20 protein-coding genes are annotated in these 25,302 nt (G+C 32.9%); 12 read left to right on the top strand and 8 right to left on the bottom strand.

What is annotated here, in order from left to right; all coding sequences use genetic code 11:
* Positions 1–2 precede the first annotated feature (2 nt).
* From Q0921_RS18475 to Q0921_RS18460, 4 genes are read right to left on the bottom strand one after another with little or no spacing between them, the layout of a single operon-like run.
* The gene (locus Q0921_RS18475) at positions 3–569 is read right to left on the bottom strand and encodes a 5-formyltetrahydrofolate cyclo-ligase (RefSeq protein ID WP_299259884.1); all 567 of its coding nucleotides are present in this window, start codon (positions 567–569) and stop codon (positions 3–5) included.
* The gene (locus Q0921_RS18470) at positions 562–1,551 is read right to left on the bottom strand and encodes a succinylglutamate desuccinylase/aspartoacylase family protein (RefSeq protein ID WP_299259490.1); all 990 of its coding nucleotides are present in this window, start codon (positions 1,549–1,551) and stop codon (positions 562–564) included. Before Q0921_RS18470 ends, Q0921_RS18475 begins: the two co-directional genes overlap by 8 nt.
* A 6-nt stretch (positions 1,552–1,557) precedes the next feature.
* Entirely contained in the window at positions 1,558–2,430 is an 873-nt protein-coding gene (gene rimK / locus Q0921_RS18465; protein ID WP_299259488.1) for a 30S ribosomal protein S6--L-glutamate ligase, read from the bottom strand.
* The gene (locus tag Q0921_RS18460; RefSeq protein WP_299259487.1) at positions 2,420–2,857 is read right to left on the bottom strand and encodes a RimK/LysX family protein; all 438 of its coding nucleotides are present in this window, start codon (positions 2,855–2,857) and stop codon (positions 2,420–2,422) included. Before Q0921_RS18460 ends, rimK begins: the two co-directional genes overlap by 11 nt.
* Before the next feature lie 162 nt (positions 2,858–3,019).
* On the opposite strand from Q0921_RS18460, the gene uvrC reads away from it, so the two are divergent.
* The 10 genes from uvrC to Q0921_RS18410 all read left to right on the top strand — a co-directional run bounded on the left by uvrC (position 3,020) and on the right by Q0921_RS18410 (position 18,763).
* Positions 3,020–4,819, top strand: a complete 1,800-nt coding sequence (gene uvrC, locus Q0921_RS18455; protein ID WP_299259486.1) for an excinuclease ABC subunit UvrC — start codon at positions 3,020–3,022, stop codon at positions 4,817–4,819.
* A 7-nt stretch (positions 4,820–4,826) separates the two neighbouring features.
* A complete protein-coding gene (locus Q0921_RS18450; RefSeq protein WP_299259485.1) occupies positions 4,827–7,112 on the top strand; it encodes a patatin-like phospholipase family protein in 2,286 nt (761 codons plus the stop codon).
* Between the two features lie 184 nt (positions 7,113–7,296).
* Positions 7,297–8,454: a homogentisate 1,2-dioxygenase gene (locus Q0921_RS18445; RefSeq protein WP_299259483.1), complete on the top strand. Its 1,158-nt coding sequence runs from the start codon at positions 7,297–7,299 to the stop codon at positions 8,452–8,454.
* A gap of 159 nt (positions 8,455–8,613) precedes the next feature.
* Positions 8,614–9,753, top strand: coding sequence for a 4-hydroxyphenylpyruvate dioxygenase (hppD, locus tag Q0921_RS18440; RefSeq protein WP_299259481.1), 1,140 nt, complete (start codon positions 8,614–8,616; stop codon positions 9,751–9,753).
* 389 nt (positions 9,754–10,142) lie between these two features.
* On the top strand, positions 10,143–10,919 hold the full coding sequence (locus Q0921_RS18435) for a DUF3108 domain-containing protein (protein ID WP_299259479.1): 777 nt from the start codon (positions 10,143–10,145) through the stop codon (positions 10,917–10,919).
* Entirely contained in the window at positions 10,919–11,884 is a 966-nt protein-coding gene (locus Q0921_RS18430; RefSeq protein ID WP_299259477.1) for a tryptophan 2,3-dioxygenase family protein, read from the top strand. The genes Q0921_RS18435 and Q0921_RS18430 overlap by 1 nt, the downstream gene beginning before the upstream one ends.
* 6 nt (positions 11,885–11,890) lie before the next feature.
* Positions 11,891–13,147, top strand: coding sequence for a peptidoglycan DD-metalloendopeptidase family protein (locus Q0921_RS18425; RefSeq protein ID WP_299259474.1), 1,257 nt, complete (start codon positions 11,891–11,893; stop codon positions 13,145–13,147).
* 4 nt (positions 13,148–13,151) lie between these two features.
* Positions 13,152–14,789: a glucose-6-phosphate isomerase gene (gene pgi / locus Q0921_RS18420; RefSeq protein WP_299259472.1), complete on the top strand. Its 1,638-nt coding sequence runs from the start codon at positions 13,152–13,154 to the stop codon at positions 14,787–14,789.
* 175 nt (positions 14,790–14,964) lie between these two features.
* The gene (locus Q0921_RS18415) at positions 14,965–18,219 is read left to right on the top strand and encodes a TonB-dependent receptor (protein ID WP_299259470.1); all 3,255 of its coding nucleotides are present in this window, start codon (positions 14,965–14,967) and stop codon (positions 18,217–18,219) included.
* A 103-nt stretch (positions 18,220–18,322) separates the two neighbouring features.
* Positions 18,323–18,763, top strand: coding sequence for a hypothetical protein (locus Q0921_RS18410; protein WP_299259468.1), 441 nt, complete (start codon positions 18,323–18,325; stop codon positions 18,761–18,763).
* On the opposite strand, the gene Q0921_RS18405 is transcribed toward Q0921_RS18410, so the two are convergent.
* From Q0921_RS18405 to Q0921_RS18395, 3 genes are all read right to left on the bottom strand, one after another.
* On the bottom strand, positions 18,760–19,182 hold the full coding sequence (locus Q0921_RS18405) for a secondary thiamine-phosphate synthase enzyme YjbQ (protein ID WP_299259466.1): 423 nt from the start codon (positions 19,180–19,182) through the stop codon (positions 18,760–18,762). The two genes, Q0921_RS18410 and Q0921_RS18405, sit on opposite strands and share 4 nt — an antisense overlap.
* On the bottom strand, positions 19,179–20,516 hold the full coding sequence (locus tag Q0921_RS18400; RefSeq protein ID WP_299259465.1) for a hypothetical protein: 1,338 nt from the start codon (positions 20,514–20,516) through the stop codon (positions 19,179–19,181). Before Q0921_RS18400 ends, Q0921_RS18405 begins: the two co-directional genes overlap by 4 nt.
* A 95-nt stretch (positions 20,517–20,611) precedes the next feature.
* Complete coding sequence (locus Q0921_RS18395; RefSeq protein ID WP_299259464.1) at positions 20,612–20,839, bottom strand: hypothetical protein; 228 nt, start codon at positions 20,837–20,839, stop codon at positions 20,612–20,614.
* A gap of 268 nt (positions 20,840–21,107) precedes the next feature.
* Here Q0921_RS18395 and Q0921_RS18390 point away from each other — a divergent pair, with 268 nt between their 5' ends.
* Positions 21,108–21,926, top strand: a complete 819-nt coding sequence (locus Q0921_RS18390; protein ID WP_299259462.1) for an HAD family hydrolase — start codon at positions 21,108–21,110, stop codon at positions 21,924–21,926.
* A 305-nt stretch (positions 21,927–22,231) separates the two neighbouring features.
* Here the strand turns inward: Q0921_RS18390 and lepA are convergent, their stop codons facing one another.
* The gene (lepA, locus tag Q0921_RS18385; RefSeq protein WP_299259460.1) at positions 22,232–24,028 is read right to left on the bottom strand and encodes a translation elongation factor 4; all 1,797 of its coding nucleotides are present in this window, start codon (positions 24,026–24,028) and stop codon (positions 22,232–22,234) included.
* A gap of 279 nt (positions 24,029–24,307) precedes the next feature.
* Between lepA and dusB the strand changes: the two genes are divergently transcribed.
* Positions 24,308–25,300: a tRNA dihydrouridine synthase DusB gene (gene dusB, locus Q0921_RS18380; RefSeq protein WP_299259458.1), complete on the top strand. Its 993-nt coding sequence runs from the start codon at positions 24,308–24,310 to the stop codon at positions 25,298–25,300.
* The last annotated feature ends 2 nt before the right edge of the window (positions 25,301–25,302 follow it).

The raw sequence follows: 25,302 nt of genomic DNA, 5'->3' as shown, positions 1-25,302 counted from the left end.
AATCAGTTAAAAGTGTACACATTTAAAGGTGTTACACAATAATTAAGTCGAATGTCAGCTGGTAAAATTCCGCTAATCTCTTTTTCTGGAGAAAAAAAAGAAAGTCCGATTTTAATTGTATCCGGATTACACTTAGCTAAAAACTTATCATAAAAACCTTTGCCATAACCCACACGATTTCCTTTTTGATCAAAAGCTAATAAAGGAACAAAAACTACCTCGATCTTAGATTCAGGTATTGGGATGCCATCAATGGGTTCTGGAATACCCCAAGAATTTACTTTAAGTACCGTAGCATCTGTTAGCAAAATATGTTCCAGGGTATTATTATCAAAATTACTTTTTGACACCACTACATTTTTATCCTTTCCTAGAAGAATATGAAGAATAAATTCTGTATTAATTTCTTTTTGGCTTTGGATAGATAGAAAATTATGATAAAAGGATTTCTCCCAGATTGACAATTTCAGCAAGTTATTGGCTATATCCATGCTTAAATCATTGATTTCATCAGCTCCAAGTTGATCACGTAGTTCTTTATATTTTTTTCTTAAGTCTTTTTTACTCAGATTTTTCATCTCCTAAAACTGTTGTAATATGAAAAATTGCATCTCCTTTGTAAACTATTGGTGCTTCATTGACATTGATAATATATCCCTCATTAGTAGCTTTTACTACGTGTCTCATTTTCCCATAAGGATCAGTTATTGTAGCTAGATGTTCTCCCTTTTCAACATGTTTCCCATACGGGATTTTAATATGTAATAATCCACTATATTTTGCACGTAACCAAGAGCTTTTTTTTATAAATATAGTTTCTGTTTTGATTTCTGGGATTGTGAAAGAAGGATGCAACATATCCAAATGATCTAATATTCTCATCGTACCATGTACACCCTCTCTAGCAATATCTCTATTACTATTTTGTGATTTTCCTCCTTCAAATAATAAAATATCAATCTCTTTTTTGGCACAAGTAGCGCGATAAGAACCATCCAGATTCTTAGAAAACATTGTGAATGGAGCATTAAATATCTTTGCAAATTCCAACAATTTTTCATTCTTGCTATCCACACGAATATGTGGCGCATTAAATCTACTGGCTCCTCCTGTATGAAAATCCAAACAAAAATCTGCTACTGGTAAAATTTCGTTAACAAACTGATATGCAAAACGACTAGCTAATGAACCACTTTTTGTTCCTGGAAATACTCTATTTAAATCTCTACCATCTGGAAAAAATCTATTCATACTTAAAAAACCAAATACATTAAGAACAGGAATACAAACAATAGTTCCTTTTGCAGGTTTGTTTATTTTTTTAGCTATAATCTGACGAACCACTTCTACTCCATTAATTTCATCTCCGTGAATTCCTGCTGTAATTAATATTGTTGGTCCTGGTTTTTTTGATCGCTCTATAATAATAGGAATTTCTACTTTTGTAGAAGTATATAGATTCGCAATGTTAAAATTTATCGTTCGACTTGAACCAAGTGGAATGTCTTCCCCTAAAATACTTAGGACATCTTTTTCTCCAGTCTCTATCATATTATTTTATAAGCTTCTTTCGATAAAACGAATAATTGATTTCGCAATATCCTTTCCCGTCGCAGTTTGAATTCCTTCCAAACCAGGTGATGAGTTCACTTCTAATATAAGCGGCCCTCTTTCACTTTGCAGCATATCGACTCCAGCCACTCCTAATTTTAGCGACTTAACAGCTTTTATTGCGGCGTTCTCTTCTTCATCTGATAATTCAATAATCTGAGCACTACCCCCTCTATGTAAATTCGATCGGAACTCACCTTCTTTCCCTTGTCTTTTCATAGCTCCAACGACTTGCCCGTCTACTACCAAAGCTCTAATATCTGCTCCTTTAGCCTCTTTTATATATTCCTGAACAATTACTCTGGCTTGTAATCCGTTAAAAGCTTCTAATACAGATTCCGCTGCTGTCTTTGTCTCTGCTAAAACCACACCTAAACCTTGTGTACCTTCTAGTAGTTTTATGATAAGTGGAGCACCTCCAACATGTGAAATAACTTCAGAAACATCTTTTGAATAATTGGTGAATACCGTTTTAGGCAATCCTAATCCTGCTTTTGACAAAATCTGTAAACTTCTCAATTTATCTCTAGAATTAACTAATGCTTGGGATTGAACTGTAGTAAATACATTCATCATCTCGAACTGTCTCACCACAGCTGTACCATAAAAAGTAATAGAAGAACCAATTCTAGGAATTACTGCATCTACATGATCCAATTTTTTTCCTTTATAATAAATTTCAGGTTTCTTTTTTTCAATAACAATATCACAGTTTAGCGGATCTATTACTTGCACATTATGTTTACGCTTTACTGCTGCTTGTACCAAGGCATCAGTAGAGTATAAACTCGCACTGCGCGACAAAATTTTAATATTCATTAGGTTTTAAATTATAAGATTGGTCTTCAAGTTGAGGGTCTACCAAAAATTTTCCGCTAAGAAATTTACGTCCAATCAATAAAGGAAAACGCATATCATCACGAGAAGACAGTGTTAATGTTATAGAATTAGTTTTATTAAAAAGTGTGATTTTTGTTCTAATAGCGTACCTCACCTCTACTTTTCCATTACTACTCTTAACAGCAGTAATATCATAGTTCTTAAAAGTAAATTTTTTACCATTATATTCGGGATGAGTAGGGTCAAGAAATCGACATTCCAAAATCTGACCTACTTCTTTTATTTCTTTACAATGTATTGAAGAAGTATACGCTCCAGTATCGACTTTTGCATCAATACCCTGTAAATCCAAAAGTGGGAAGTCCACCTTATCTGTTCTACCAATTATTTTTTTTTGATCTTTCAAAAAAATATCTTTAAAAATATAGCTACTAAAGTAATAAAAAAACCAGATGCATTCTACACTAGAATACTTTTTAATAGTTAAATTCATTTTCTGTTTTTAACATAATATTCAAGTCAAGTGTATTCAATAATTCACGTAAAGCACTAAATTTACACTTAGATTATGCAGAAGCCTTCATTAGATATACAACTTAAAACATTACCGACAGGTCCCGGAGTCTATCAATATTACGATAAAGACGACAAGTTACTTTATGTAGGTAAAGCCAAAAACCTTAAAAAAAGAGTTACTTCATATTTTACAAAAAACCACGATAACTATAAGACTAAAGTGTTGGTTAAAAAAATCAACTCCATAAAACATATAGTAGTTGAAACAGAAACAGATGCATTACTATTAGAAAACAATCTTATTAAGAAGCATCAACCACGTTTTAATGTCATGCTTAAGGATGATAAAACATATCCTTGGATTTGTATTAAGAAAGAACGCTTTCCTAGAGTTTTTCCTACTCGCACTTTAATAAAAGATGGCTCTGAATACTTTGGGCCATATACCAATTTTAAAACAGTAAACACCCTTCTGGATCTTATCAAAGGTTTATACCAACTAAGAACTTGTAACTATGATTTATCACAACAAAAAATAGATAGTAGTAAATATAAAGTTTGCCTAGAATATCATTTAGGTAATTGTAAAGGAGGTTGTGAGGGTTTACAAGAAGAGCAAGAATATCGTCAAAACATAGAAGCAATCCGCCAAATTGTAAAAGGTAATTTTAAGGATTCTCTTAATAGATTTCGAAAGCAAATGGCTGATCACGCTCAAAAAATGGAGTTTGAGGATGCACAACGTATAAAAGAAAAAATTGAAGTATTAGAAAAATATCAAGCGAAGTCTACTGTGGTTAATCCTAAAATAAGTAACGTAGATGTATTTTCTATATTTTCTGATGAATCATATGGCTATGTTAATTTTCTTCAGCTTTCTTATGGTGCCATTATACGATCCCACACCACAGAAATTAAAAAGAAACTAGAAGAAACAGATAAAGAATTACTAGAGTTGGCAATTATAGAATTACGACGACGATTCGGTTCAAGATCCAAAGAAATATTTGTTCCGATTAAGGTTGATGTCGGTGAAGACCTGAAAATTACAATCCCACAACTAGGAGATAAAAAGAAAATCGTAGACTTATCGTTACGAAATGCAAAATACTTCCGTCAGGAACGATTCAAACAAATCAAAATTATTGATCCTGATAGACATGTAAAAAGGTTAATGGCTCAGATGAAAAAAGACCTGAGACTACCGGAAGAGCCAATACATATAGAGTGTTTTGACAACTCTAACATACAAGGAACTAATCCAGTGGCAGCTTGCGTAGTCTTTAAAAATGGTAAACCAAGCAAAAAAGAATATAGAAAATTCAATATTAAAACTGTAGAAGGGGCAAACGATTTTGCTTCTATGGAAGAAGTTGTATATCGTAGATATAAACGATTATTAGATGAAGAACAACCACTACCTCAATTGGTAATTGTAGATGGAGGAAAAGGTCAACTTTCTTCTGGATTGAAAGCTTTAGATGATCTTAATTTAAGAGGAAAAATAACTATTATTGGAATAGCAAAACGACTAGAAGAAATCTACTATCCCGGAGATTCAATACCTTTATATTTAGATAAAAAATCAGAATCGCTAAAAATAATACAACATCTTAGAAACGAAGCGCATCGTTTTGGTATTACCTTTCATAGGCAAAAAAGAAGTAAGGCCGCACTAGATACAGAGCTGGATACAATTCCTGGGATAGGGGAAAAAACAGTTGTAGAATTATTGAAACATTTTAGGTCAGTAAAAAGAATTAGTCAAGCAACCAAAAAAGAACTTGCAGAAGTAGTTGGAGATTCGCGCGCAACCAAAGTGTATAATTACTATCTTTCTAAAAAAGAATAAATTTCTTATGCAATCTACCTCATATAAAGTTCTAAAAATACTGTTATTGGTGGTGGTACTTTTTGCGTCCAAAACTGGATCTTCTCAAAATATCGATATCCTCGAAACACATAAAAACCTGGAAGATCAAGATGTCAAAGTTGGGCTAGTTTTAAGTGGCGGTGGAGCTAAAGGATTGGCACATATTGGCGCTTTAAAAATTATTGAAGAAGCTGGAATTAGAATAGATTATATAGGAGGAACAAGTATGGGGGCAATAATAGGCTCTCTATATGCGTCCGGATATACTGCAAAAGAACTAGATTCTATTTTCAGAGCTGTAGATTTTGATGTCCTTATACAAGATGATTTACCAAGAAAAGCTAAAACTTTTTATGAACGCGAGGACTCTGAAAAATATGCACTTACACTTCCTTTTGATGATTTCAAAATAGGACTCCCACAAGGATTATCAAAAGGTCAAAATTTTTTTAACGAATTTGCACGATTAACTTCTCACGTTCACGAGGTTAGTGATTTCAGCAAGCTTCCTATTCCTTTTTTCTGCATGTCTACCAATATAGCTACTGGGGAACAAATCTTATTAGATAAGGGATACTTACCTGAAGCTGTCTCTGCGAGTGGTGCACTACCTTCTATTTTTAGTCCAATCGAATTAGATGGTATTTTAATGACCGACGGAGGTGTTGCTAACAATTATCCAATAGAAGAAATTCGTAAAAAAGGAGCTGAAATCGTAATCGGAATTGATGTGCAAGACAGTTTGATACCAAAAAATCAATTAAATTCTGTAACCAACATCATGTTACAGATAAGTAATTTCAGGACTATTAAAGCGATGAAAACCAAAATGCCTGAGACTGATGTGTATATAAAACCATCTATTTCGGAATTTTCATTAATATCTTTTGATCAGGCCGATAAAATAATTGCTAATGGAGAAAAAGCCGCATTCGCTAATTATGAAAAATTAAGAGAAATAAAAAGACGCCAAAAAACTCCAAAACCATTCGTTAAAGTTTCTAAAAACTCTGATACACTTCTTGTCAATAGCTTAGTTATTTCGGGTAATCAGAGATACACAAGATCCTATGTAAAGGGGAAATTAAAGCTAAAACTAAACAACCCAAAAACCACCACCTATAAAAAGCTCTATGAAGGAATTAATAACTTATCTGCTACTGGTAATTTTGATAGGGTAAGTCATCGATTAGTAGATAAGAAGTTTGGAAAAGAACTGGTTCTTAACCTTAAAGAATCAGAAAATACTATGTTATTGCGCCTAGCACTTCATTATGATGACCTATACAAAACAGCTGCATTAGTAAATTTCACAAAAAAAAGCTTACTCTTCAATAACGATGTGCTTTCATTCGATGTAGCATTGGGAGACAATATCAGGTATAATTTGGACTATTATATAGACAAAGGTTTCTACTGGAGTATTGGTCTAAAAAACAGCCTCAATCGTTTCAATAGAAATGTACAATATGAGCTAGTCAGAGAAGATTTTAGTTTACCAGATATAGAAGTCAATAAAATTAATCTGGATTATTTGGATTTTAAAACTCAGTTCTATCTAGAAACTTTATTGAATCAAACTTTTTCTTTAGGTCTTGGTGCAGAATATAGAAGATTCCGACTTATTTCTGAAACTATTGGAGAAGATGAAGATCAACTCCCGAGAGTTGTTTTTGATAACAGTAATTACTGGAGTGCCTTTTCTTATTTAAAATTTGATAGCTACAATAATAAATATTTCCCATCTTCCGGATTTTTCTTTGATGGAAATGTTAATTATTATTTGTTTGACAATAACCCTAATAGTGAAAACAGCAATTTTGTTATTGCAAAGGCTGATTTTGGATACGCTTTTAAGATTTTTGATAAAACTTCAGTTAATCTAGGGTTAAGTGCAGGTAACCGCTGGGAGGAACAAAACGTTAGAAGTCTTAATTTTTTTGTTGGCGGTTTTGGTGCAAAAATGATCAATAACAACATTCCCTTTTATGGGTACGATTTTTTAAGTATTGTAGGAGATAGTTTTGCAAAAGCAGCTATCACTTTAGATTATGAAATATTTCCAAAAAACCATATCAATCTTGCGGCAAATTATGCTAATGTAGGCAACAGATTATTTGAAAATGGTGGATGGTTAGAATCTCCAGAATATTCTGGATATGCGCTTGGATATGGTTTGGAAACTTTTGCCGGACCTGTGCAAGTAAAATATTCATATTCTCCCGAACAAAAGGAAGGAGAATGGTTTTTTAGCGTTGGTTTTTGGTTTTAAAAAGTTTTACTATTAAAAAGATCGAAATATTTACGATATTTGTATTATTATGAGCTTGTACTGGCAGGATTTATTATTGCTACTACACTACCTTATCAAACGAAATCCGGAATAAGGTAGGAGTTTACTATTGCATTACTTTTTTTAAAAAACCTAATAGTTAACACCATAATCTTTAAAAATCATGCCTTTTTATCATTCTTTAGGTAAAATACCTCCTAAGCGTCATACTATATTCAGAAAACCTGACGGAAATCTGTATTATGAACAATTATTCGGAACCATTGGTTTTGATGGAATGTCAACCAATTCATACCACAACCATCGTCCTACCCAATTAAAAGAAATTAAAGGAAGTTACAGTGTCGCTCCAGAAATTGCAATTAATAACAATATTAAATCCTACCGCCTTCACGGTTTTAAAGTGAAGCCGGAGAAAGATTATTTAAAGAGTAGAAAAAATGTGTTAACCAATAGTGATGTAAGCATTATTTTATCTGCTCCTCAGGAATCTACTTCAGGGTATTTTTATAAGAACACCGATGCAGATGAATTAATTTTTATACATCGCGGAAGTGGTAAATTTAGAAGTCACTTAGGAAATCTGGACTTCAAATATGGAGACTATATTTTAATACCAAGAGGCACCATCTATAAATTAGATTTTGATACCACAGATAATCGTTTATTTATTGTAGAATCCAGAAGACCTATTTATACACCAAAAAGATATAGAAACTGGTTCGGACAATTGCTAGAGCATTCACCTTTTTGTGAACGAGATCTAAGAGCACCTTATGAATTAGAAAATAATGATGAAAAAGGAGATTTCTTAATCAAAGTAAAAAAACAAGATGAGATCTTTGATATGATCTATGCTACACATCCTTTTGATGTGGTAGGTTATGATGGATACAGCTTTCCTTATGCATTCTCAATTCATGACTTTGAACCAATTACAGGAAGAATACATCAACCACCTCCGGTACATCAAACTTTTGAAACAGATGCATTTGTAGTTTGTTCATTTGTTCCAAGACTATATGATTATCATCCTGAGAGTATTCCGGCTCCTTACAATCATAGCAATATCGATAGCGATGAAGTACTCTATTATGTAGATGGTGATTTTATGAGCAGAAACGATATTGATGCAGGTCATATTTCCTTACATCCAGCCGGCATTCCTCATGGACCACATCCTGGAGCTGTAGAAAGAAGTATTGGTAAAACCAAAACAGACGAACTGGCTGTAATGGTTGATACTTTCAAGCCACTTATGGTAACTAAAGAGGCGATGAAAATAGCCGATGAAGATTACCATAAATCTTGGTTAGATTAATTAATAAAGTTTAAAAAAAAGATCAATGTTGAATTATAGAAAAGATATTACAGCGCACCTAAGAGCCATGTGGTAAGTTTGTTTTATTTCAGAAAAAATTACTTTTTGAAATAATATAAATCCATTATCTTATTTAATAATTATCTAATTTTTAAAAAAATGTCAACAAATATAACCTCTCAGAATTTAGAAAAAATAATTCCTGAAGCAGAAGATTTTTTACCTCTTTTAGGAACTGATTATGTAGAACTATATGTGGGTAACGCAAAACAAGCTGCATATTATTATCAAACAGCTTGGGGATTTCAACCCATTGCATATGCCGGATTAGAAACTGGTCTTAAAGATCGAGTTTCTTATGTATTAAGACAGGATAAAATCACTTTAGTTCTCACGTCTCCTCTGCAACCGGATGGAGATATTAACAGACACATTAATGCACACGGTGATGGTGTGAAAGTAGTTGCGATTTGGGTAGATGATGCTACAAAAAGTTATGAAGAAACTGTTAAACGTGGTGCTGAATCTTATATGAAACCTACTGCAAAAGAAGATAAAGATGGTAAAGTAGTTTTCTCTGGGATACATACTTATGGAGAAACTGTTCATGTCTTCGTAGAAAGAAAAAATTATCACGGAGCATTCTTACCTGGTTATATACCTTGGAATAAGCCCTACAAAACAGAATCCAACGGGCTTAAATATATAGATCATATAGTGGGAAATGTTGGCTGGAATGAAATGAATAAATGGTGTGAATTTTATGCCAAAGTAATGGGGTTTGCACAACTTGTATCTTTTGATGACAAAGATATTTCTACAGAATATACTGCATTAATGAGTAAAGTAATGAGTAACGGTAATGGTAGAATAAAATTTCCTATAAATGAACCAGCAGAAGGGAGAAAAAAATCTCAGATAGAAGAGTACATTGATTTTTATAACGGTGCAGGTGTACAACATATGGCACTAGCAACAGATAATATTATAGAAACAGTTACGGCACTTTATAATCGGGGAGTAGAATTCCTAACAGTACCTGCCAGTTACTATGAAACTGTTTTAGATAGAGTTGGAGAAATCGATGAAGATCTTGAGCCATTAAAGGAGCTTGGAATTCTTATTGACCGTGATGATGAAGGATATCTTTTACAGATTTTTACCAAACCTATTTTAGACCGTCCAACCATGTTTTTTGAAATAATACAAAGAAAAGGCGCACAATCTTTTGGTAAAGGTAACTTTAAAGCTCTTTTTGAGGCGATAGAAAGAGAACAAGAACAAAGAGGAACTTTATGATATAAAATAGCCTTGAAAAATTAATGTATCATATGTTAATAAATTGAGATTATTGAAAAATTATTTGTTTCTGCCTAAATTTTTGTTAAATATGATAATAAAAAAACGTTTTCGTTTGATAATTATGCAAAAAAAGCGGATGTTTGTATTATAAGCGGAGTGGTTACTGCTTATACCAAAAACAATAATTATTCTCATAATTTAAGTTTTTAGTTGGTTAATAAAAGTAAAAGAGAGCTGTGGTGGCTCTCTTTTTTTATTACTTTTTTTAAAATTTAGTAATACTGTCCCCTTTTATCTGTTTATATTAAATAGTATTTTTGGAATGGATATTGTAAATATTACTAATCGTAATGTTTACGTTGAACAAAACAATACCCAAAACAGTTATGAAAAGATATATTCTTTTATTGTTAATCTTTATTACAACTACCTCTATTGCTCAAGACATCCATAGTTCTTTTGAGAATGGAGAATGGTTTAAATTCAAAATTCGTTATGGAATTTTTACTGCTAGTTACGCCACCTTAGAGGTTAAGAATGAAACACTCAATGGAATGCCTGTACATCACATTGTAGGCACAGGGAAATCCTCAGGAGTTCTTAGCATGTTTTTTAAGGTAGAAGACTATTATGAAACATATGTAGATAAAAACGAAGTTAAACCTTATCGTTTTATTCGTAAGATTAATGAGGGAGGGCACACTAAAGATATTGAGATTAATTTTGATCATAAAACCAAAAAAGCTCTAGTATTCAATAAAAAGTACAACAAAAAGGAAACATTTACTGTCAAGGATAATATCCAAGATATGATGTCTTCCTTTTATTATTTAAGAAACAATATTGATGTATCTTCGCTAAAAGAGGGAGATGAACAATTAGTTAACATGTTTTTTGACAATGAAAACTACCTATTTAAACTGCGTTTTTTAGGAAGAGAAACAGTGAAGATGAATGGTAATAAAATACGTTGTTTAAAATTTCGCCCAATAGTGCAAGCAGAAAGAGTATTTAAGGAAGAGGAAAGCTTGACAGTTTGGGTAAGCGATGATGATAATCGAATGCCAATTAGAATAAAAGCCGATATTCTTGTAGGATCTATTAATGCAGATTTAATAGCCTATAAAGGACTTAAACATCCTCTTAAAATTGTAATAGATTGATGGACGAATCCATAAAACCTGAGATTGCCGAAAAAATTAGACAACTCGAGAAAAAATTCAAAAATTCTGGTCAGGATCTGGGATCCTATTTAGACGGTTTACTACACGACCGATATCTTACGTATTGGGATTATATACATCTAGACACCTTACTTAGTCTACAAATCCCAAGAACACATTTTCCTGATGAAGAGATTTTTATCACATATCATCAAATCACCGAGCTTTACTTTAAGTTAATTATTCATGAGCTAAAACAGATCATTGATGACAAATTACAGACCGCAGAGTTCTTTACAAAAAAACTAGACCGAATCAATAGATATTTTAGAGTGTTAATAGACTCTTTTGATGTCATGATCAAAGGAATGGATAAAGAACAGTTTCTAAAATATAGAATGTCCTTATTACCAGCTAGTGGATTTCAATCAGTACAATTCAGAATGATAGAAATATATGCTACTCCTTTAGCTAATCTGGTTAACAGTAAAGAAAGAAGCCAGTTTTCTGAAGAAGACCCACTAGAAGAAGTATACGAGCACTTATACTGGAAATCCGGCGCAACTGATATCAAGACTGGTGAAAAAACATTAACATTAAAACAATTCGAATACAGATACACACCTAGAATGATGCGTATTGCACATCAGGTAAAACAAAGTACTATTTATCACAGATATTTGGAACTTCCAGAAAAAGAACAAAATAATGCACAGCTTATTAATGCATTACGTACTTTTGACACTAATGTAAATATTAATTGGTTATTAATGCATATGGGTGCCGCCTACAGGTATCTCAATAGAGATAAAGGTCAAGTATTGGCCACAGGAGGAACCAACTGGAAAAAGTTTTTACCCCCTAGTTTCCAAAGGATTATATTTTTTCCTGATCTTTGGAGCGCAGAAGAAAAAGAAAACTGGGGACAACAATGGGTTACCCATCAATTTAATACCACAAAATAAAGTCAGTTGAAGAATTTAGGTTACATACTACTTTTAGCAGTAGTATTGATTTCATGTCAGCAAGAAAAGAAAGAAGTAGAAGTTGTTCTCCCTAAGGTAATTGAAGAAATAAAAGAGCCGCCTGTCGTTAAGGAATTTGGATTCGATCTTAACAACTTCAAGGTAGTTAGAGACACTGTACGCCCAGGTGATAGTTTTGGAGCCATATTAGATAGTCACGGTATATCCAGAGCTAAAGTATTTGAAATTTCAAACAAAATTAAGGATACCTTTAATGTTGCTAGGATTATGGCAGGAAAAGCGTATACCGTTTTTAAATCCAAAGATACTACAGAACAAGCACAAATTTTTGTGTACCAAAATGGACTTATCGACTATACCGTTGTAGATTTTAGAGATAGTATTGTTGCTAGAAAAAGTGCAAAACCAGTAAAAATAGTAGAAAGAATAGCTTCTGGAACCATAGAAAGTAATCTATCCCAAACCTTTGATGATATGAATCTTAGCTTTCTTGTTGCTTATAAAATGGCAGACATTTATGCATGGACCATAGACTTTACAAGACTTCAGGCTGGAGATCAATTTAAAGTTATTTATACAGAGAAGTATATAAATGATACCATACCTGCCGGAATTGGTGAAATCAAAGCTTCTTATTTTGAACACCGAAGCAAACCCATATATGCATTTCAATTCGAAGATGACACAATTAATGGGACATCAGATTATTTCGATCAGGAAGCAAACAATTTGCGTAGAGCTTTTCTTAGAGCCCCTGTTCAGTTTAGCAGAATTTCCTCAAGATATAATCTTAAACGAAGAATACGATATTATGGCAATAAAATAAGGCCACATCGCGGAACAGACTTTGCAGCTCCAGTTGGAACTCCCATCTTAGCAACTGCAGATGGTACTGTTACCAAATCAGAGCGTAAAGGAGGAAACGGAAAATATGTAAAAATCAGACACAATGCCACCTACGATACACAATACCTTCATATGAGTAGAAGAGCAGTAAAAGTAGGTGAGTATGTAAGACAGGGAGATGTTATTGGATTCATCGGGATGACAGGAAACACCAGTGGACCTCATGTATGCTATCGTTTTTGGAAAAACGGTAAAGAAGTAGATCCTTTCAGAGAAGACCTTCCGGCATCAAAACCATTAAATGATAGCCTTCATCCGTTGTTTTATAAGCATATAGAACCTATGAAAACAAAATTAGACAGTATTATATTCAAACCAAAACAAGAAATTTTATAACCTAATGGCATTACCAACTATTAATCCCACCACCACAAAAGCTTGGGAAGCTTTACAAAACCATTTTGAGAATATAAAAGACTCGCATTTAAAAGATCTTTTTGCGCAATCTCCAAATCGAGCAGAAATATTCTCTATAGATTGGAATGATTTTTTTGTAGATTATTCTAAAAATAGAATTGATGAAACAACAAAAAAACTTTTAATAGATCTTGCTAAAGAAGTACAACTTGATAAAGCGATAAAAAGCTATTTTGAAGGTGAAATCATAAACGAAACAGAAGAAAGAGCAGTACTTCATACAGCTCTTAGAACTCCATCAAGTTATATTGTTGATGCAGAAGGAAAAAATATAGTAGCTGAAGTATCTGTTGTAAAAAATAAAATAAAAACCTTCTGTGATAAGGTGATCACCGGTGAATTAAAAGGATATACAAATAAGTCATTTACAGATATTGTAAACATTGGTATTGGCGGTTCTGATCTTGGACCAGCTATGATCACAGAATCTTTAGAACATTATAAAAACCACCTGAAAGTACATTTTATATCTAATGTAGATGGTGATCACGTGCATCAAAACCTAAAAGATCTTGACCCAGAAACTACTTTGTTTGTGGTCGTTTCCAAAACTTTCTCTACGCAGGAAACATTATCCAATGCAACTACTGCCAGAGGCTGGTTTACCAAACAGGCTTCTCTAGAAGCAGTTAGTAAACATTTTGTTGCTGTATCTAGTAACATTCCAAATGTAACCAAATTTGGTATTGACTCATCTAATATTTTCCCTTTATGGGATTGGGTTGGAGGTCGTTTTTCACTCTGGAGCGCAGTAGGACTATCCATAAGTTTATCCGTAGGTTATAAAAACTTTGAATCTCTATTAGAAGGTGCTCATGAAATGGATGAACATTTCAAAACTGCAAGTTTCGAAGAAAACATACCTGTTATCTTAGGATTGATTAGTGTATGGTATAACAATTTCTTTGGTGCAGAGAGTGAAGCTATTATTCCATACTCTCAATACCTTCATAGATTGCCTGCATATTTGCAACAAGGTATTATGGAAAGTAATGGCAAAAGTGTAGATCGTAATGGAGATCCTATTAATTACCAAACAGGAACTATTATCTGGGGTGAACCAGGAACAAATGCTCAGCACGCATTTTTTCAGTTAATTCATCAAGGCACAAAACTTATTCCTGCAGAATTTATAGGTTTTAAACATTCCCTATTTGGGGACAAGGATCATCAGGATAAATTAATGGCTAATTTCTTTGCACAGACCGAAGCTTTAATGAACGGAAAAACTGAAACTGAAGTTATTGAAGAATTGAAATCTAAAAATCTTACTAAAGATAAATTAAAACAGTTGGTACCTTTCAAAATCTTTACCGGTAATAAACCAACCACCACTTTACTTATTAACAAATTAACTCCTAAAACTTTAGGAGCATTGGTATCCATGTATGAACAACGAATTTTTGTTCAAGGAGTCATCTGGAATATTTTTAGTTATGACCAATGGGGTGTAGAATTAGGTAAGCAATTAGCTACAAAAATTTTGAGTGAAATCGATAATTCGCAGATTTCTGACCATGATTCGTCAACAGAAACACTGTTAAAAAAGTATTTGAGTTAATCTTTTTTAGTTAATAACTTTTGAATATCTCCAATAGTTTACAAATCAATAGAATACAAAATAGACTTACCTTAAAACCGTTAAAATTTTATGTGAAAAATTTTAACATTAAGATAAACTTAGATTGCACAAAGATTCGTTCTTTTGCGCCAAACAATTAACTCAATTCATTATAATGAAAAAGATTACATTTTTATTTGTTGTAATTCTTTTGGCAACGTTTGCAGAAACGTTTGCCCAAGGTGTAACAACTTCGTCAATTAATGGTAAGATCACCGACAATAAAGGAGGTGCATTACCTGGTGCTACTATAATAGCTGTTCACGGTCCTACAGGTACCAATTATGCTACAACAACAGATTTTGATGGTTTTTATCGTATACAAAATATGCGTGTTGGAGGACCTTATAGAGTAACAATTACTTATGTTGGTTTTAATGGGTATGTAAAAGATGGTTTATACCTTCAATTAGGTCAATCTGAAAGAATTAGTGCGCAACTTGAAGAATCCACTAGTGAATTAGAAGAGGTTGTAATAACCGCTACCGGAAATGGTATTTTTGACTCTAATAAAACTGGTGCTGGAACAAAAATATCACAGAGAGATATTAATACGTTACCTAATACATCGAGATCTGTAGCAGAATTTGTAAGAGTAACACCACAAGCCCAATTAACTGAGGGTAATGATGGATTCTCTATTTCTATAGCTGGTCAAAATAATCGATTTAATGGTATATATATTGATGGAGCTGTAAATAATGATGTATTTGGTCTTGCTGGATCAGGTACAAATGGTGGACAAACAGGAATCAATCCTTTTTCTATTGATGCTATTGAATCATTTCAAGTTAACATCGCTCCTTTTGATGTAAGACAATCAGGATTTGCAGGTGGTGCTATTAATGCAATTACACGTTCTGGTACAAATAACTGGGAAGGATCTGCTTACACGTTCTTCAAAAACCAAGATTTTGTTGGAAAAACTCCAGTTGATTTAGTTGATGAAGATGAAGAAAGAGAAAAAACGGGTGAATTTACAGCTTTAACTTATGGCCTTAGAGTTGGAGGACCTATCATTAAAGACAAATTATTCTTCTTTGCAAATTATGAAAGAATAGATAATGAGACACCTGCTCCTTTTAATATCTCTAATTATAGAGGTAATTCTAGCGCTCAAGATCTTGCTAGCTTAAGACAAACCGTACTAGACAGATATAACTACGACGTAGGAGATTATGATGACAACGCTTCTACACTATTAGGAAATACTTTTACAGTAAGATTAGACTGGAACATAAATGATAATAATCAAATTTTTATCAAAAATAATTATGTTAAGTCTGAAAACTTAGAAGGAAGAGGGTCTAGTAATGGAACAATTAACTTTAGTAATGGTTCTGAATTATTCGAAAGTGTATCCAATACAACTACTTTAGAATGGAACTCATCTATAGGAAATAAATATTCTAACAATTTAATTTTAGGATATTCTATTGTAAGAGACGATAGAGATCCTGACGGGAATCCATTTCCTACTGTATTTTTAGATGATGGAGATGGTGGAATCAATTTTGGTGCTGAACGTTTTAGTACAGCTAACCTATTAGATCAAGATGTATTTACGTTTGCTGATAACTTTAGTATTTATGCAGGACGACATACAGTAACCATTGGTACGCAGAATGAATTTGCTAAAACTAAAAACTTGTTCTTCCCAAATAACTTTGGACGTTATAGATATTTTGATAATAGTGGTGCTGGTACTACAGGAGTAGATGCCTTTTTAAATAATGAAGCAGTGAGTAGGTATGATTATAGTTATTCATTAATTCCTGGAGGAGGAGTTGGGGACGAGTCTACAGGTGCTGCAGAATTCCAACGTTTTGTTTTAGGTTTTTATGTACAAGATGAAGTTCAAGTAACCGACAACCTTAAAGTAACTGCCGGATTGAGGGTAGATGTTCCTTTCTGGGAAGAAGGTTTAGCTAATGAAGACTTTAACACTCGTACAGTAGCATTGTTAGAAGCAAATGGAAAAGATTTACAAGGTGCTAGAGTTGGAAAAGCAATTGAATCTAGAGCTCATATATCTCCTAGAATCGGTTTTAACTGGGATGTAAAAGGAGACAATACAACTCAAATAAGAGGAGGATTAGGTATTTTTACTTCTAGAGTCCCATTAGTATGGGCCGGAGGGACTTACAATAATAATGGGGTAACACAAGGAGTTAGTGACGCTAGAGATTTTACCGATCCTATCTTTTTCAACCCTGATGTTAATACTCAACAAAGACATATCGCATCTGGTCCAGGGAATTTTGGTGGACAAATTGACTTATTCGCACCAGATACGAAATTACCTCAAATTATGAAGTATAACATTGCGGTTGATCAAAAATTACCTTGGTGGGGATTAATTGGTTCTGTTGATCTATTATATCAAGATAATATTACTCAAATACAGTATGAAAATCTAAATATAAAAGACGCTGAAGAAACTCTCAATAACGGACCTGATAATAGACCACGTTATGATTTGTTTGACAGAATTGATAATACCTATGGTTCCGGTATTTATCTTGCTTCTAATACAGGAGAAGGATATTCTTATAACGCAGCCGTTACTATTACAAAACCTTTCCAAAATGGTTTCCAAGGTAGTATATCATATTCTTACGGTGATTCAAAAAATATTTTTGATGCTACTTCTTCACAAAATAGCTCTCAATGGAATAATCAGGTTACTGTAAATGGTAAAAATGCAAGACCTGTTTTGGCTCGCTCTAATTTCTCTGCTGGTCATAGAATCATCAGTAATGTTTCTTACGAGCTAAAATGGAATGATAATATCAAAACAACAATAGGTGTAGTATATGAAGGATCTCAAGCTGGACCATTCTCATATACGTATGGAAATGAAAACAATCAATTAGTATTAAACGATGATTTTGATGATGGAGCATTAATTTATGTTCCTAACAATGCTAGTGAAATTCGTTTTTTAGGTACTACTGAAGAGCAAGCTGCACAATGGGAAGCATTTAATAACTATATAGGGAATGATGATTACTTAAGTGAAAGAAGAGGTCAATATGCTGAAAGAAATGGAGACAGAGGACCATGGAATCATATATTCGATCTTCGATTTGTTCAGGATTTCTCATTGAAAGTTGGTAATCAAACTCACGGTTTACAATTAACCGCTGATATCCTTAACTTCGGAAACTTATTAAACAAAGAATGGGGAGTAAGAAACTTCATATCTAGTGAAGTAAATTTATTAGATATAGTTGATATTGATGGTGATAATATCCCTACTTTCGAATTAAATCAAAATGTAGTAGACGATGTAGAACAAGTAGATGATTTCGGAAATCAGTCATCAAGATGGCAAATGCAAATTGGTTTAAGATACAACTTCAATTAACAAAACTAATTTACTATAGTTTACCAAAAACCTCGCTCAAATTGAGCGAGGTTTTTTTATACATTATGTTTACCTTTGGATAAACTAAACACATCATTTCATTATGTACGAAGCTATACAAATCGTTCACTCTTATTGGGCATACTTAGTTGTTCTTGTTGTTACTCTTGCTACTATTAACGCTTTAATCGGGTTTTTTACTAAGAGAGAATATGCTCCCAAAGATTTTAGAGTATCACTTTTCGCTCTAATCGTAACACATCTACAACTTCTGATAGGAATTATTATATTCTTTGTATCTCCAACTATTATGTGGTTTACCGATGGTGTTTCTGTAAGTGATATTATGGGTGATCCTTTATTGCGATTATATAATGTAGAACATCCTACGGTAATGATATTAACAGTTGTATTTATTACTGTTGGTTATTCTAAACATAAAAAGAAACTTACTTCTACTCCAAAACTTAAAATGTTGGCAATTTTTTATACAATAGCTTGGCTATTGATGTTATCTAGAATTCCTTGGGCAAATTGGTTTTAAGAACCAAAAGCTGTTAATACCAGTTTTCTAGAACCTCCATCATTTCTATGTTCACAAAGATAAATTCCTTGCCAGGTTCCAAGATTCAGTTCTCCATTAGTAATTGGTATCTGCACAGAAGTACCCATTAAGGAAGCTTTGATATGTGCCGGCATATCGTCAGAGCCTTCATAGGTGTGGATATAATACGGTGCATTTTCAGGTACCATTATATTCATATGACTTTCAAAATCCTGCCGAACCGTTGAATCTGCATTTTCATTAATAGTTAAACTAGCTGAAGTATGTTTAATAAATACTTGTAATTGTCCTATAACAATTTGATTCATTTCCGGAATTTCTGATAGAATTTTATCTGTAATTAAATGGAAACCTCTGGAGTAAGGTTGTAGCTTTATTTCTTTTTGGAAAAATTTCATAAATCAAGATCTTGAATTTGTATTCTTAAAGCGCTCATAATTCCGAAAAATATGTGACCTACTTTAATTTCTTTTTCTTTATCAAAATCACTGCAATTTATATATTTAAAAAGTGTCGAAAGTGTATACTCTATATTTTCAGGTAAATCATTACTATATTCTGTAGAAGGAACAACAATGTCTAATTCCAACATCCATTCTTTAAAACCCTCTAAACCAATAAAAACATTTTCTTTCGAGATTTCTTGACAAGTCTTTATAATCAATATTGCTTCTAAAGATGTTGAAATTGTTTTTCCAAAACCTTCTTCTACAAATCTATTAATAATTAAACTCAGTATATATTTTCTTTCTTTTAGATCCGAAGAAAAATACCTCTTAGATATCATTACTAAAAATAAATTATATGCCTCCAATTGATCTTTTAAAAGAAAAGGGATAATATTATATAAATCTAGTAATTCATATGAAAACCTATTTTTGTTTTTCAGAAGTTCTTCTTTTGGAAGAAATATAACCGTAGATTCTGAAATTAGATTGTCCTGTCCAAAATAAAAAGAGTTTATATTACCTGATAAAATTTCTTTTTCTAATGACGAAGAATATGCTATTGCTTTATAATCACTATGAAGAATTGGAGAAAATTTATTACAATAGTAAACAATTATAGAGTTTATAAAAACACCTTCTTCATTAGTGTTTTTGATTATTTTTTCATGAAAATCATTAATATATTTTTCAAAAACTTTCCCCCTATAAGATCCACTGGTATGAAAAGGGTAGATTAATTTTGAAATGTAATCAAACAGATGATTGGATAATCTATTGTAAGCGAAAAACGATTCTGAAGCATTTTGTTTTCGAGTATCTGTAAGATTTGCAGATATATTGTGTAAAAAAACATGATTTATATTATAATTTGGTAAACACACTTGAGTGAAAATACCATAGACTTTTTCTATAATATTAACAAAAGACAAACCAACACCTTTTCTATCTCTAATAATTGTGTATTGACTACTCGAAGAAAATATCTTACCTGCCATAGGTGAGCCATTAAAAGCTGCCAGAATCAAATTAATAATATCGTTTTGATTAACAATGGATATATCAAATTTTACTCCGTTATGTACAGTATAAATTTGAAAAGGATCCACTTCTGATAAAACAATAATATCTATATCTGAATCTTTATTACTAGCTTCATCAATATTTTTTATATTATGATTACTTCCTACAAGCAATACTGTATCTAATTCAATTACCTTTATTGAATTCCCATTAACCAGTTCTTGAATAGTATTAATAAGCTCAGAATAAGTTCTTTCTGTCACCATATCATTTTCTCTAATCAAATTACGCCTAAAACAAAATACGACCTATTTATCAAGATCGTATTTTATTTAATCAGTATTTCTATTATTAATTTCTAGCTATCTTTACAATCCCAAAACCCACCATATTCAGGATAATACACACAAGATCCAGAAGAGGTATAATATCCCCAACCACTTGTATCACCACCACAACCAGCCTTACATTCTTCTAGCGTATTAAATGTTCCACCATTTATAGATTTCCTTTCTTCTGTTGTCAGCTCTCTGCTTCCCTGATCTTTGGATAATAATGATTCTTTTAAAGATTTTAAATTTTTCATTTTAATAAATTTATAAAGGTTAATAAATAATTTAAATTACTAAATATTCCCCTAAATTTACCATAAAATCATCCCTCTTTAAGATCAACAAATGTTATATTGTTTATAAAAAGTGTTATACTTTGTTAAGTCGTATATACAATATGATTATTACTAAAAAAAAGTTATAAAACTCAAAATCACTACGTCTATTTAACCCAAATTTTATATCAATAACGAAGCATATTCTTTTTAACTCCAATACCTTTGTATCTTAAATTTTGACTTTATGGATTTATCTCAAATAAAACTAGTTGCAACAGATATGGATGGTACACTTCTTAATTCAAGAGGAGAAGTTAGTCAATCTTTCTATTACCTATTCGAAGAATTAAGAGATCTAGGAGTTACTTTTGTTGCTGCAAGTGGAAGACAATATTATAGTATTATACATAAACTAAATACTATCAAAGATGATATGATTGTTATTGCAGAAAATGGTGCCTTGACAATGCATAAGGATAAGGAATTACAAACCACTGAGATTAATCGTGAAACATATTTAGAATTATTAGAAATCACAAAGGATTTAAAAGGGTCTCAAGTAATATTATGTGGTCGGAAAAGAGCATATATTGAAGATTATGGGAAAGATTTTGAAAATATGCTTAATGAATTCTATGGAAGATATGAGATTGTAGAGGATTTATCTCAAGTACTAGATGATCAATATCTAAAAATTGCCATATGTAATGAAAAAGGTTCAGAAAAGTATCTATACCCAGCACTGAAACATCTAGAAAATAGAATAAAAGTAAAAGTTTCCGGTAAAGTCTGGTTGGATTTATCTCATAATGATGCAAATAAAGGGCACGCGCTCAAAAACCTTCAGAAAAGTCTAAATATTTCTACTCAAGAAACCATGGTATTCGGTGACTATAATAATGACCTAGAGATGATGTCGCAGGCGACCTATAGTTTTGCGATGCAAAATGCACATCCTAATGTAAAGGCAATAGCAAATTATACTACGAAAAGTAATGATGAGAATGGTGTAGAACACATCTTATCCAAAATGATTGAAGCAAAAAAGACAAATCTTATTTAATTCTAAAATTTCCCTATAAGATTAGTATAATTCTTAAGAAGCTAACATTGTAATTACGAAATACAAGCTAATACAATGGAAATAATGAAAAAGTAAACATATATCGGTTGCTTTGTAAAAAAATTCTGCATAGCGTACTGTATTATCGTTATTTAGTTAAGTTTTGATACAAAAAATAATTTAGGGCATTATATCTGAATACAAATATATATAAAAATTGGATTGAATCACACTTAATCCTCAAAAAAGTGTTTTTTAACCTTTATTTACTAACTTAATATAAGTTTTTTCCTACTTAACTAAAACTAATCATTCAACTTCAGTACTGCCATAAACGCTTCCTGAGGGATTTCCACATTACCAACCTGACGCATACGTTTTTTACCTTTCTTTTGCTTTTCTAATAACTTACGCTTACGTGATATATCACCACCATAACACTTCGCAGTAACATCCTTACGCAATGCTTTTACTGTTTCACGAGCAATAAATTTTGCTCCAATAGCCGCCTGGATTGGAATATCAAATTGCTGACGTGGAATTAACTCTTTTAATTTCTCACAGATTTTTTTACCAATTCCATAAGCGTTATCCTTATGTAACAAAGCAGATAAGGCATCAACAATGCTTCCATTAAGTAATAGATCAACTTTTACTAATTTAGATTCACGCAAACCAATAGGAGCGTAATCAAAAGAAGCATATCCTTTAGACACTGTTTTAAGTCGATCATAAAAATCAAAAACGATTTCTGCCAATGGCATATCAAAGGTAAGTTCTACTCTTTCCGTAGTTAAGTATGTTTGGTTAGTAATCTCACCTCGTTTTTCGATACATAAAGACATGACAGAACCTACAAAATCGGATTTCGTAATAATAGAAGCTTTAATATAAGGCTCCTCTACCCGGTTTAATGAAGAAGGTTCAGGCAAATCTGAAGGATTATTTACGATGATAATCTCATCTGGATTTTTGTTAGTAAATGCATGATACGATACGTTAGGTACCGTAGTAATCACAGTCATATTAAACTCTCGCTCCAGACGCTCCTGGATGATTTCCATGTGTAGCATTCCTAAAAACCCACAACGAAAACCAAAGCCTAAAGCCGCCGAACTCTCTGGCACAAAAACCAAAGAAGCATCATTAAGCTGTAATTTTTCCATAGAAGAACGAAGCTCCTCATAATCCTCTGTATCTACTGGATAAATACCCGCAAATACCATAGGTTTTACATCTTCAAAACCTGCAATAGCATTCTGAGTAGGTGTTTTAGCATCTGTGATAGTATCTCCTACCTTCACATCACGTGCATCTTTAATACCAGTAATTAGATATCCTACATCACCTGTCTTAATAGATTGTTTAACAACCTGATTAAGCTTCAATGTTCCTACTTCATCTGCAAAATAATTTTTTCCTGTAGCAACAAATTTAATTTGCTGCCCCTTTTTTATTTCGCCATTCACTACCTTAAAATAGGTTTCTACACCTCTAAAAGAATTATAAACAGAATCAAAAATCAACGCCTGTAAGGGTTCATCAGGATTTCCTTTTGGAGCCGGAACTCTTTCAATAATAGCCGTCAGGATTTCCTCAATACCAATCCCTGTTTTAGCACTTGCAGGAATTACTTCTTCCGGATCACATCCTAAAAGATCGACGATATCATCAGTCACTTCTTCAGGATTTGCACTTGGCAAATCTACTTTATTTAATACCGGAATAATCTCTAGATCATTTTCTAAAGCCAAATATAAATTAGAAATAGTCTGCGCCTGTATACTTTGCGCTGCATCAACTATCAACAAAGCACCTTCGCAAGCTGCAATAGACCGAGAAACCTCATATGAGAAATCTACGTGTCCTGGAGTATCAATAAGGTTAAGGATATATTCTTCGCCTTTATACGTGTACTCCATCTGGATTGCGTGACTCTTAATCGTAATCCCACGCTCACGCTCCAGATCCATACTATCTAATAATTGTGCCTGAGCTTCACGAGCTGTAACGGATCCAGTAAAATCCAAAAGTCGATCCGCCAATGTACTCTTACCGTGATCAATATGCGCAATAATGCAAAAGTTTCTTATATTTTTCATGCTATCTCTTCAATTAATTTCTGGGGCGTGACCCACCTAGGGCGGGTCGGGCTTTTCGTTTCAATTCCTCGCACTTCCTTTGTCAGGCTGCGGGATTTCTTCTGCAATCCCTCACGCAGTTTCCACTACTGTAATGACTTGCAAATATAATCGATTTTAAAAGGTTTATATCATCTATCTAAGCATTTTTAGACCTGTTAGGTTTTAGAACGTGAAGATTCACTATAATTCGTACTTTTGCCTCATATTTAGTAACAAATAACCAAACAAAGAGAGATTGTGGCAAAGATTGGAGACATAGATGTAGGAGAATTTCCATTGCTATTAGCACCTATGGAAGATGTAAGTGATCCACCTTTTCGTGCATTATGCAAAGAACAAGGAGCTGATGTGGTGTATACAGAATTTATATCCAGTGAAGGACTCATTCGTGATGCGGCTAAAAGTGTTATGAAATTGGATATTTATGAAAAGGAACGTCCAGTAGGAATCCAGATTTTTGGAGCTAACCTAGATTCTATGCTTAAATCTATAGAAATTGTAGAAGCATCTGGGCCTGATATCATAGATATAAACTTTGGGTGTCCTGTTAAAAAAGTAGTAAGCAAAGGTGCAGGAGCTGGTATTCTTAAGGATATTGACCTTATGGTGTCTCTTACCAAAGCAATGGTAGAACATACTAAGCTACCAGTTACAGTAAAAACAAGATTAGGTTGGGATCATGATTCCATAAAAATTGTAGAAGTTGCAGAACGATTGCAAGATGTAGGAGCAAAAGCTATTGCCATCCATGGTCGTACACGTGCTCAAATGTATAAAGGTAATGCAGATTGGAAACCTATTGCAGCCGTAAAAAATAACCCGAGAATGCATATTCCTGTTTTTGGTAATGGTGATGTAGATAGTCCCGAACGTGCAATGGAAATGCGTGATCAATATGGACTGGATGGCGCTATGATTGGTCGTGCCAGTATAGGATATCCATGGTTTTTTAAGGAAGTAAAACATTTTTTTGAAACTGGAGAACACCTACCACCTCCTACCATAGAAGAACGTGTCATTGCTGCACGCAGACATCTGGAAATGGCTATTGATTGGAAAGGAGAAAAACTAGGTGTTTTCGAAACCCGTAGACATTATACTAACTACTTTAAAGGGATTCCGCACTTTAAAGAATACCGCATGAAAATGGTTACCAGTGATCATTCTATAGACGTTTTTGATACGTTTAATGAAATTCAGGAAAAGTTTAGCGGATTTGAGTTTGTGTAAAC

This window comes from uncultured Aquimarina sp., assembly GCF_947496855.1.
Lineage (GTDB): Bacteria > Bacteroidota > Bacteroidia > Flavobacteriales > Flavobacteriaceae > Aquimarina.
The sequence above is the reverse complement of the archived record's forward strand: the minus strand, read 5'-3'. Positions and strand labels throughout refer to the sequence as shown.

Bases quoted from the DNA above. Each gene is read 5' to 3' on its own strand.
- Q0921_RS18470 (WP_299259490.1), bottom strand. From the start codon at position 1,551: ATGATAGAGACTGGAGAAAAAGATGTCCTAAGTATTTTAGGGGAAGAC.
- rimK (WP_299259488.1), bottom strand. From the start codon at position 2,430: ATGAATATTAAAATTTTGTCGCGCAGTGCGAGTTTATACTCTACTGAT.
- Q0921_RS18390 (WP_299259462.1), top strand. From the start codon at position 21,108: ATGGATTTATCTCAAATAAAACTAGTTGCAACAGATATGGATGGTACA.
- hppD (WP_299259481.1), top strand. From the start codon at position 8,614: ATGTCAACAAATATAACCTCTCAGAATTTAGAAAAAATAATTCCTGAA.
- Q0921_RS18445 (WP_299259483.1), top strand. From the start codon at position 7,297: ATGCCTTTTTATCATTCTTTAGGTAAAATACCTCCTAAGCGTCATACT.
- Q0921_RS18435 (WP_299259479.1), top strand. From the start codon at position 10,143: ATGAAAAGATATATTCTTTTATTGTTAATCTTTATTACAACTACCTCT.
- pgi (WP_299259472.1), top strand. From the start codon at position 13,152: ATGGCATTACCAACTATTAATCCCACCACCACAAAAGCTTGGGAAGCT.
- Q0921_RS18395 (WP_299259464.1), bottom strand. From the start codon at position 20,839: ATGAAAAATTTAAAATCTTTAAAAGAATCATTATTATCCAAAGATCAG.
- uvrC (WP_299259486.1), top strand. From the start codon at position 3,020: ATGCAGAAGCCTTCATTAGATATACAACTTAAAACATTACCGACAGGT.
- lepA (WP_299259460.1), bottom strand. From the start codon at position 24,028: ATGAAAAATATAAGAAACTTTTGCATTATTGCGCATATTGATCACGGT.
- Q0921_RS18405 (WP_299259466.1), bottom strand. From the start codon at position 19,182: ATGAAATTTTTCCAAAAAGAAATAAAGCTACAACCTTACTCCAGAGGT.
- Q0921_RS18415 (WP_299259470.1), top strand. From the start codon at position 14,965: ATGAAAAAGATTACATTTTTATTTGTTGTAATTCTTTTGGCAACGTTT.
- Q0921_RS18410 (WP_299259468.1), top strand. From the start codon at position 18,323: ATGTACGAAGCTATACAAATCGTTCACTCTTATTGGGCATACTTAGTT.
- Q0921_RS18430 (WP_299259477.1), top strand. From the start codon at position 10,919: ATGGACGAATCCATAAAACCTGAGATTGCCGAAAAAATTAGACAACTC.
- Q0921_RS18450 (WP_299259485.1), top strand. From the start codon at position 4,827: ATGCAATCTACCTCATATAAAGTTCTAAAAATACTGTTATTGGTGGTG.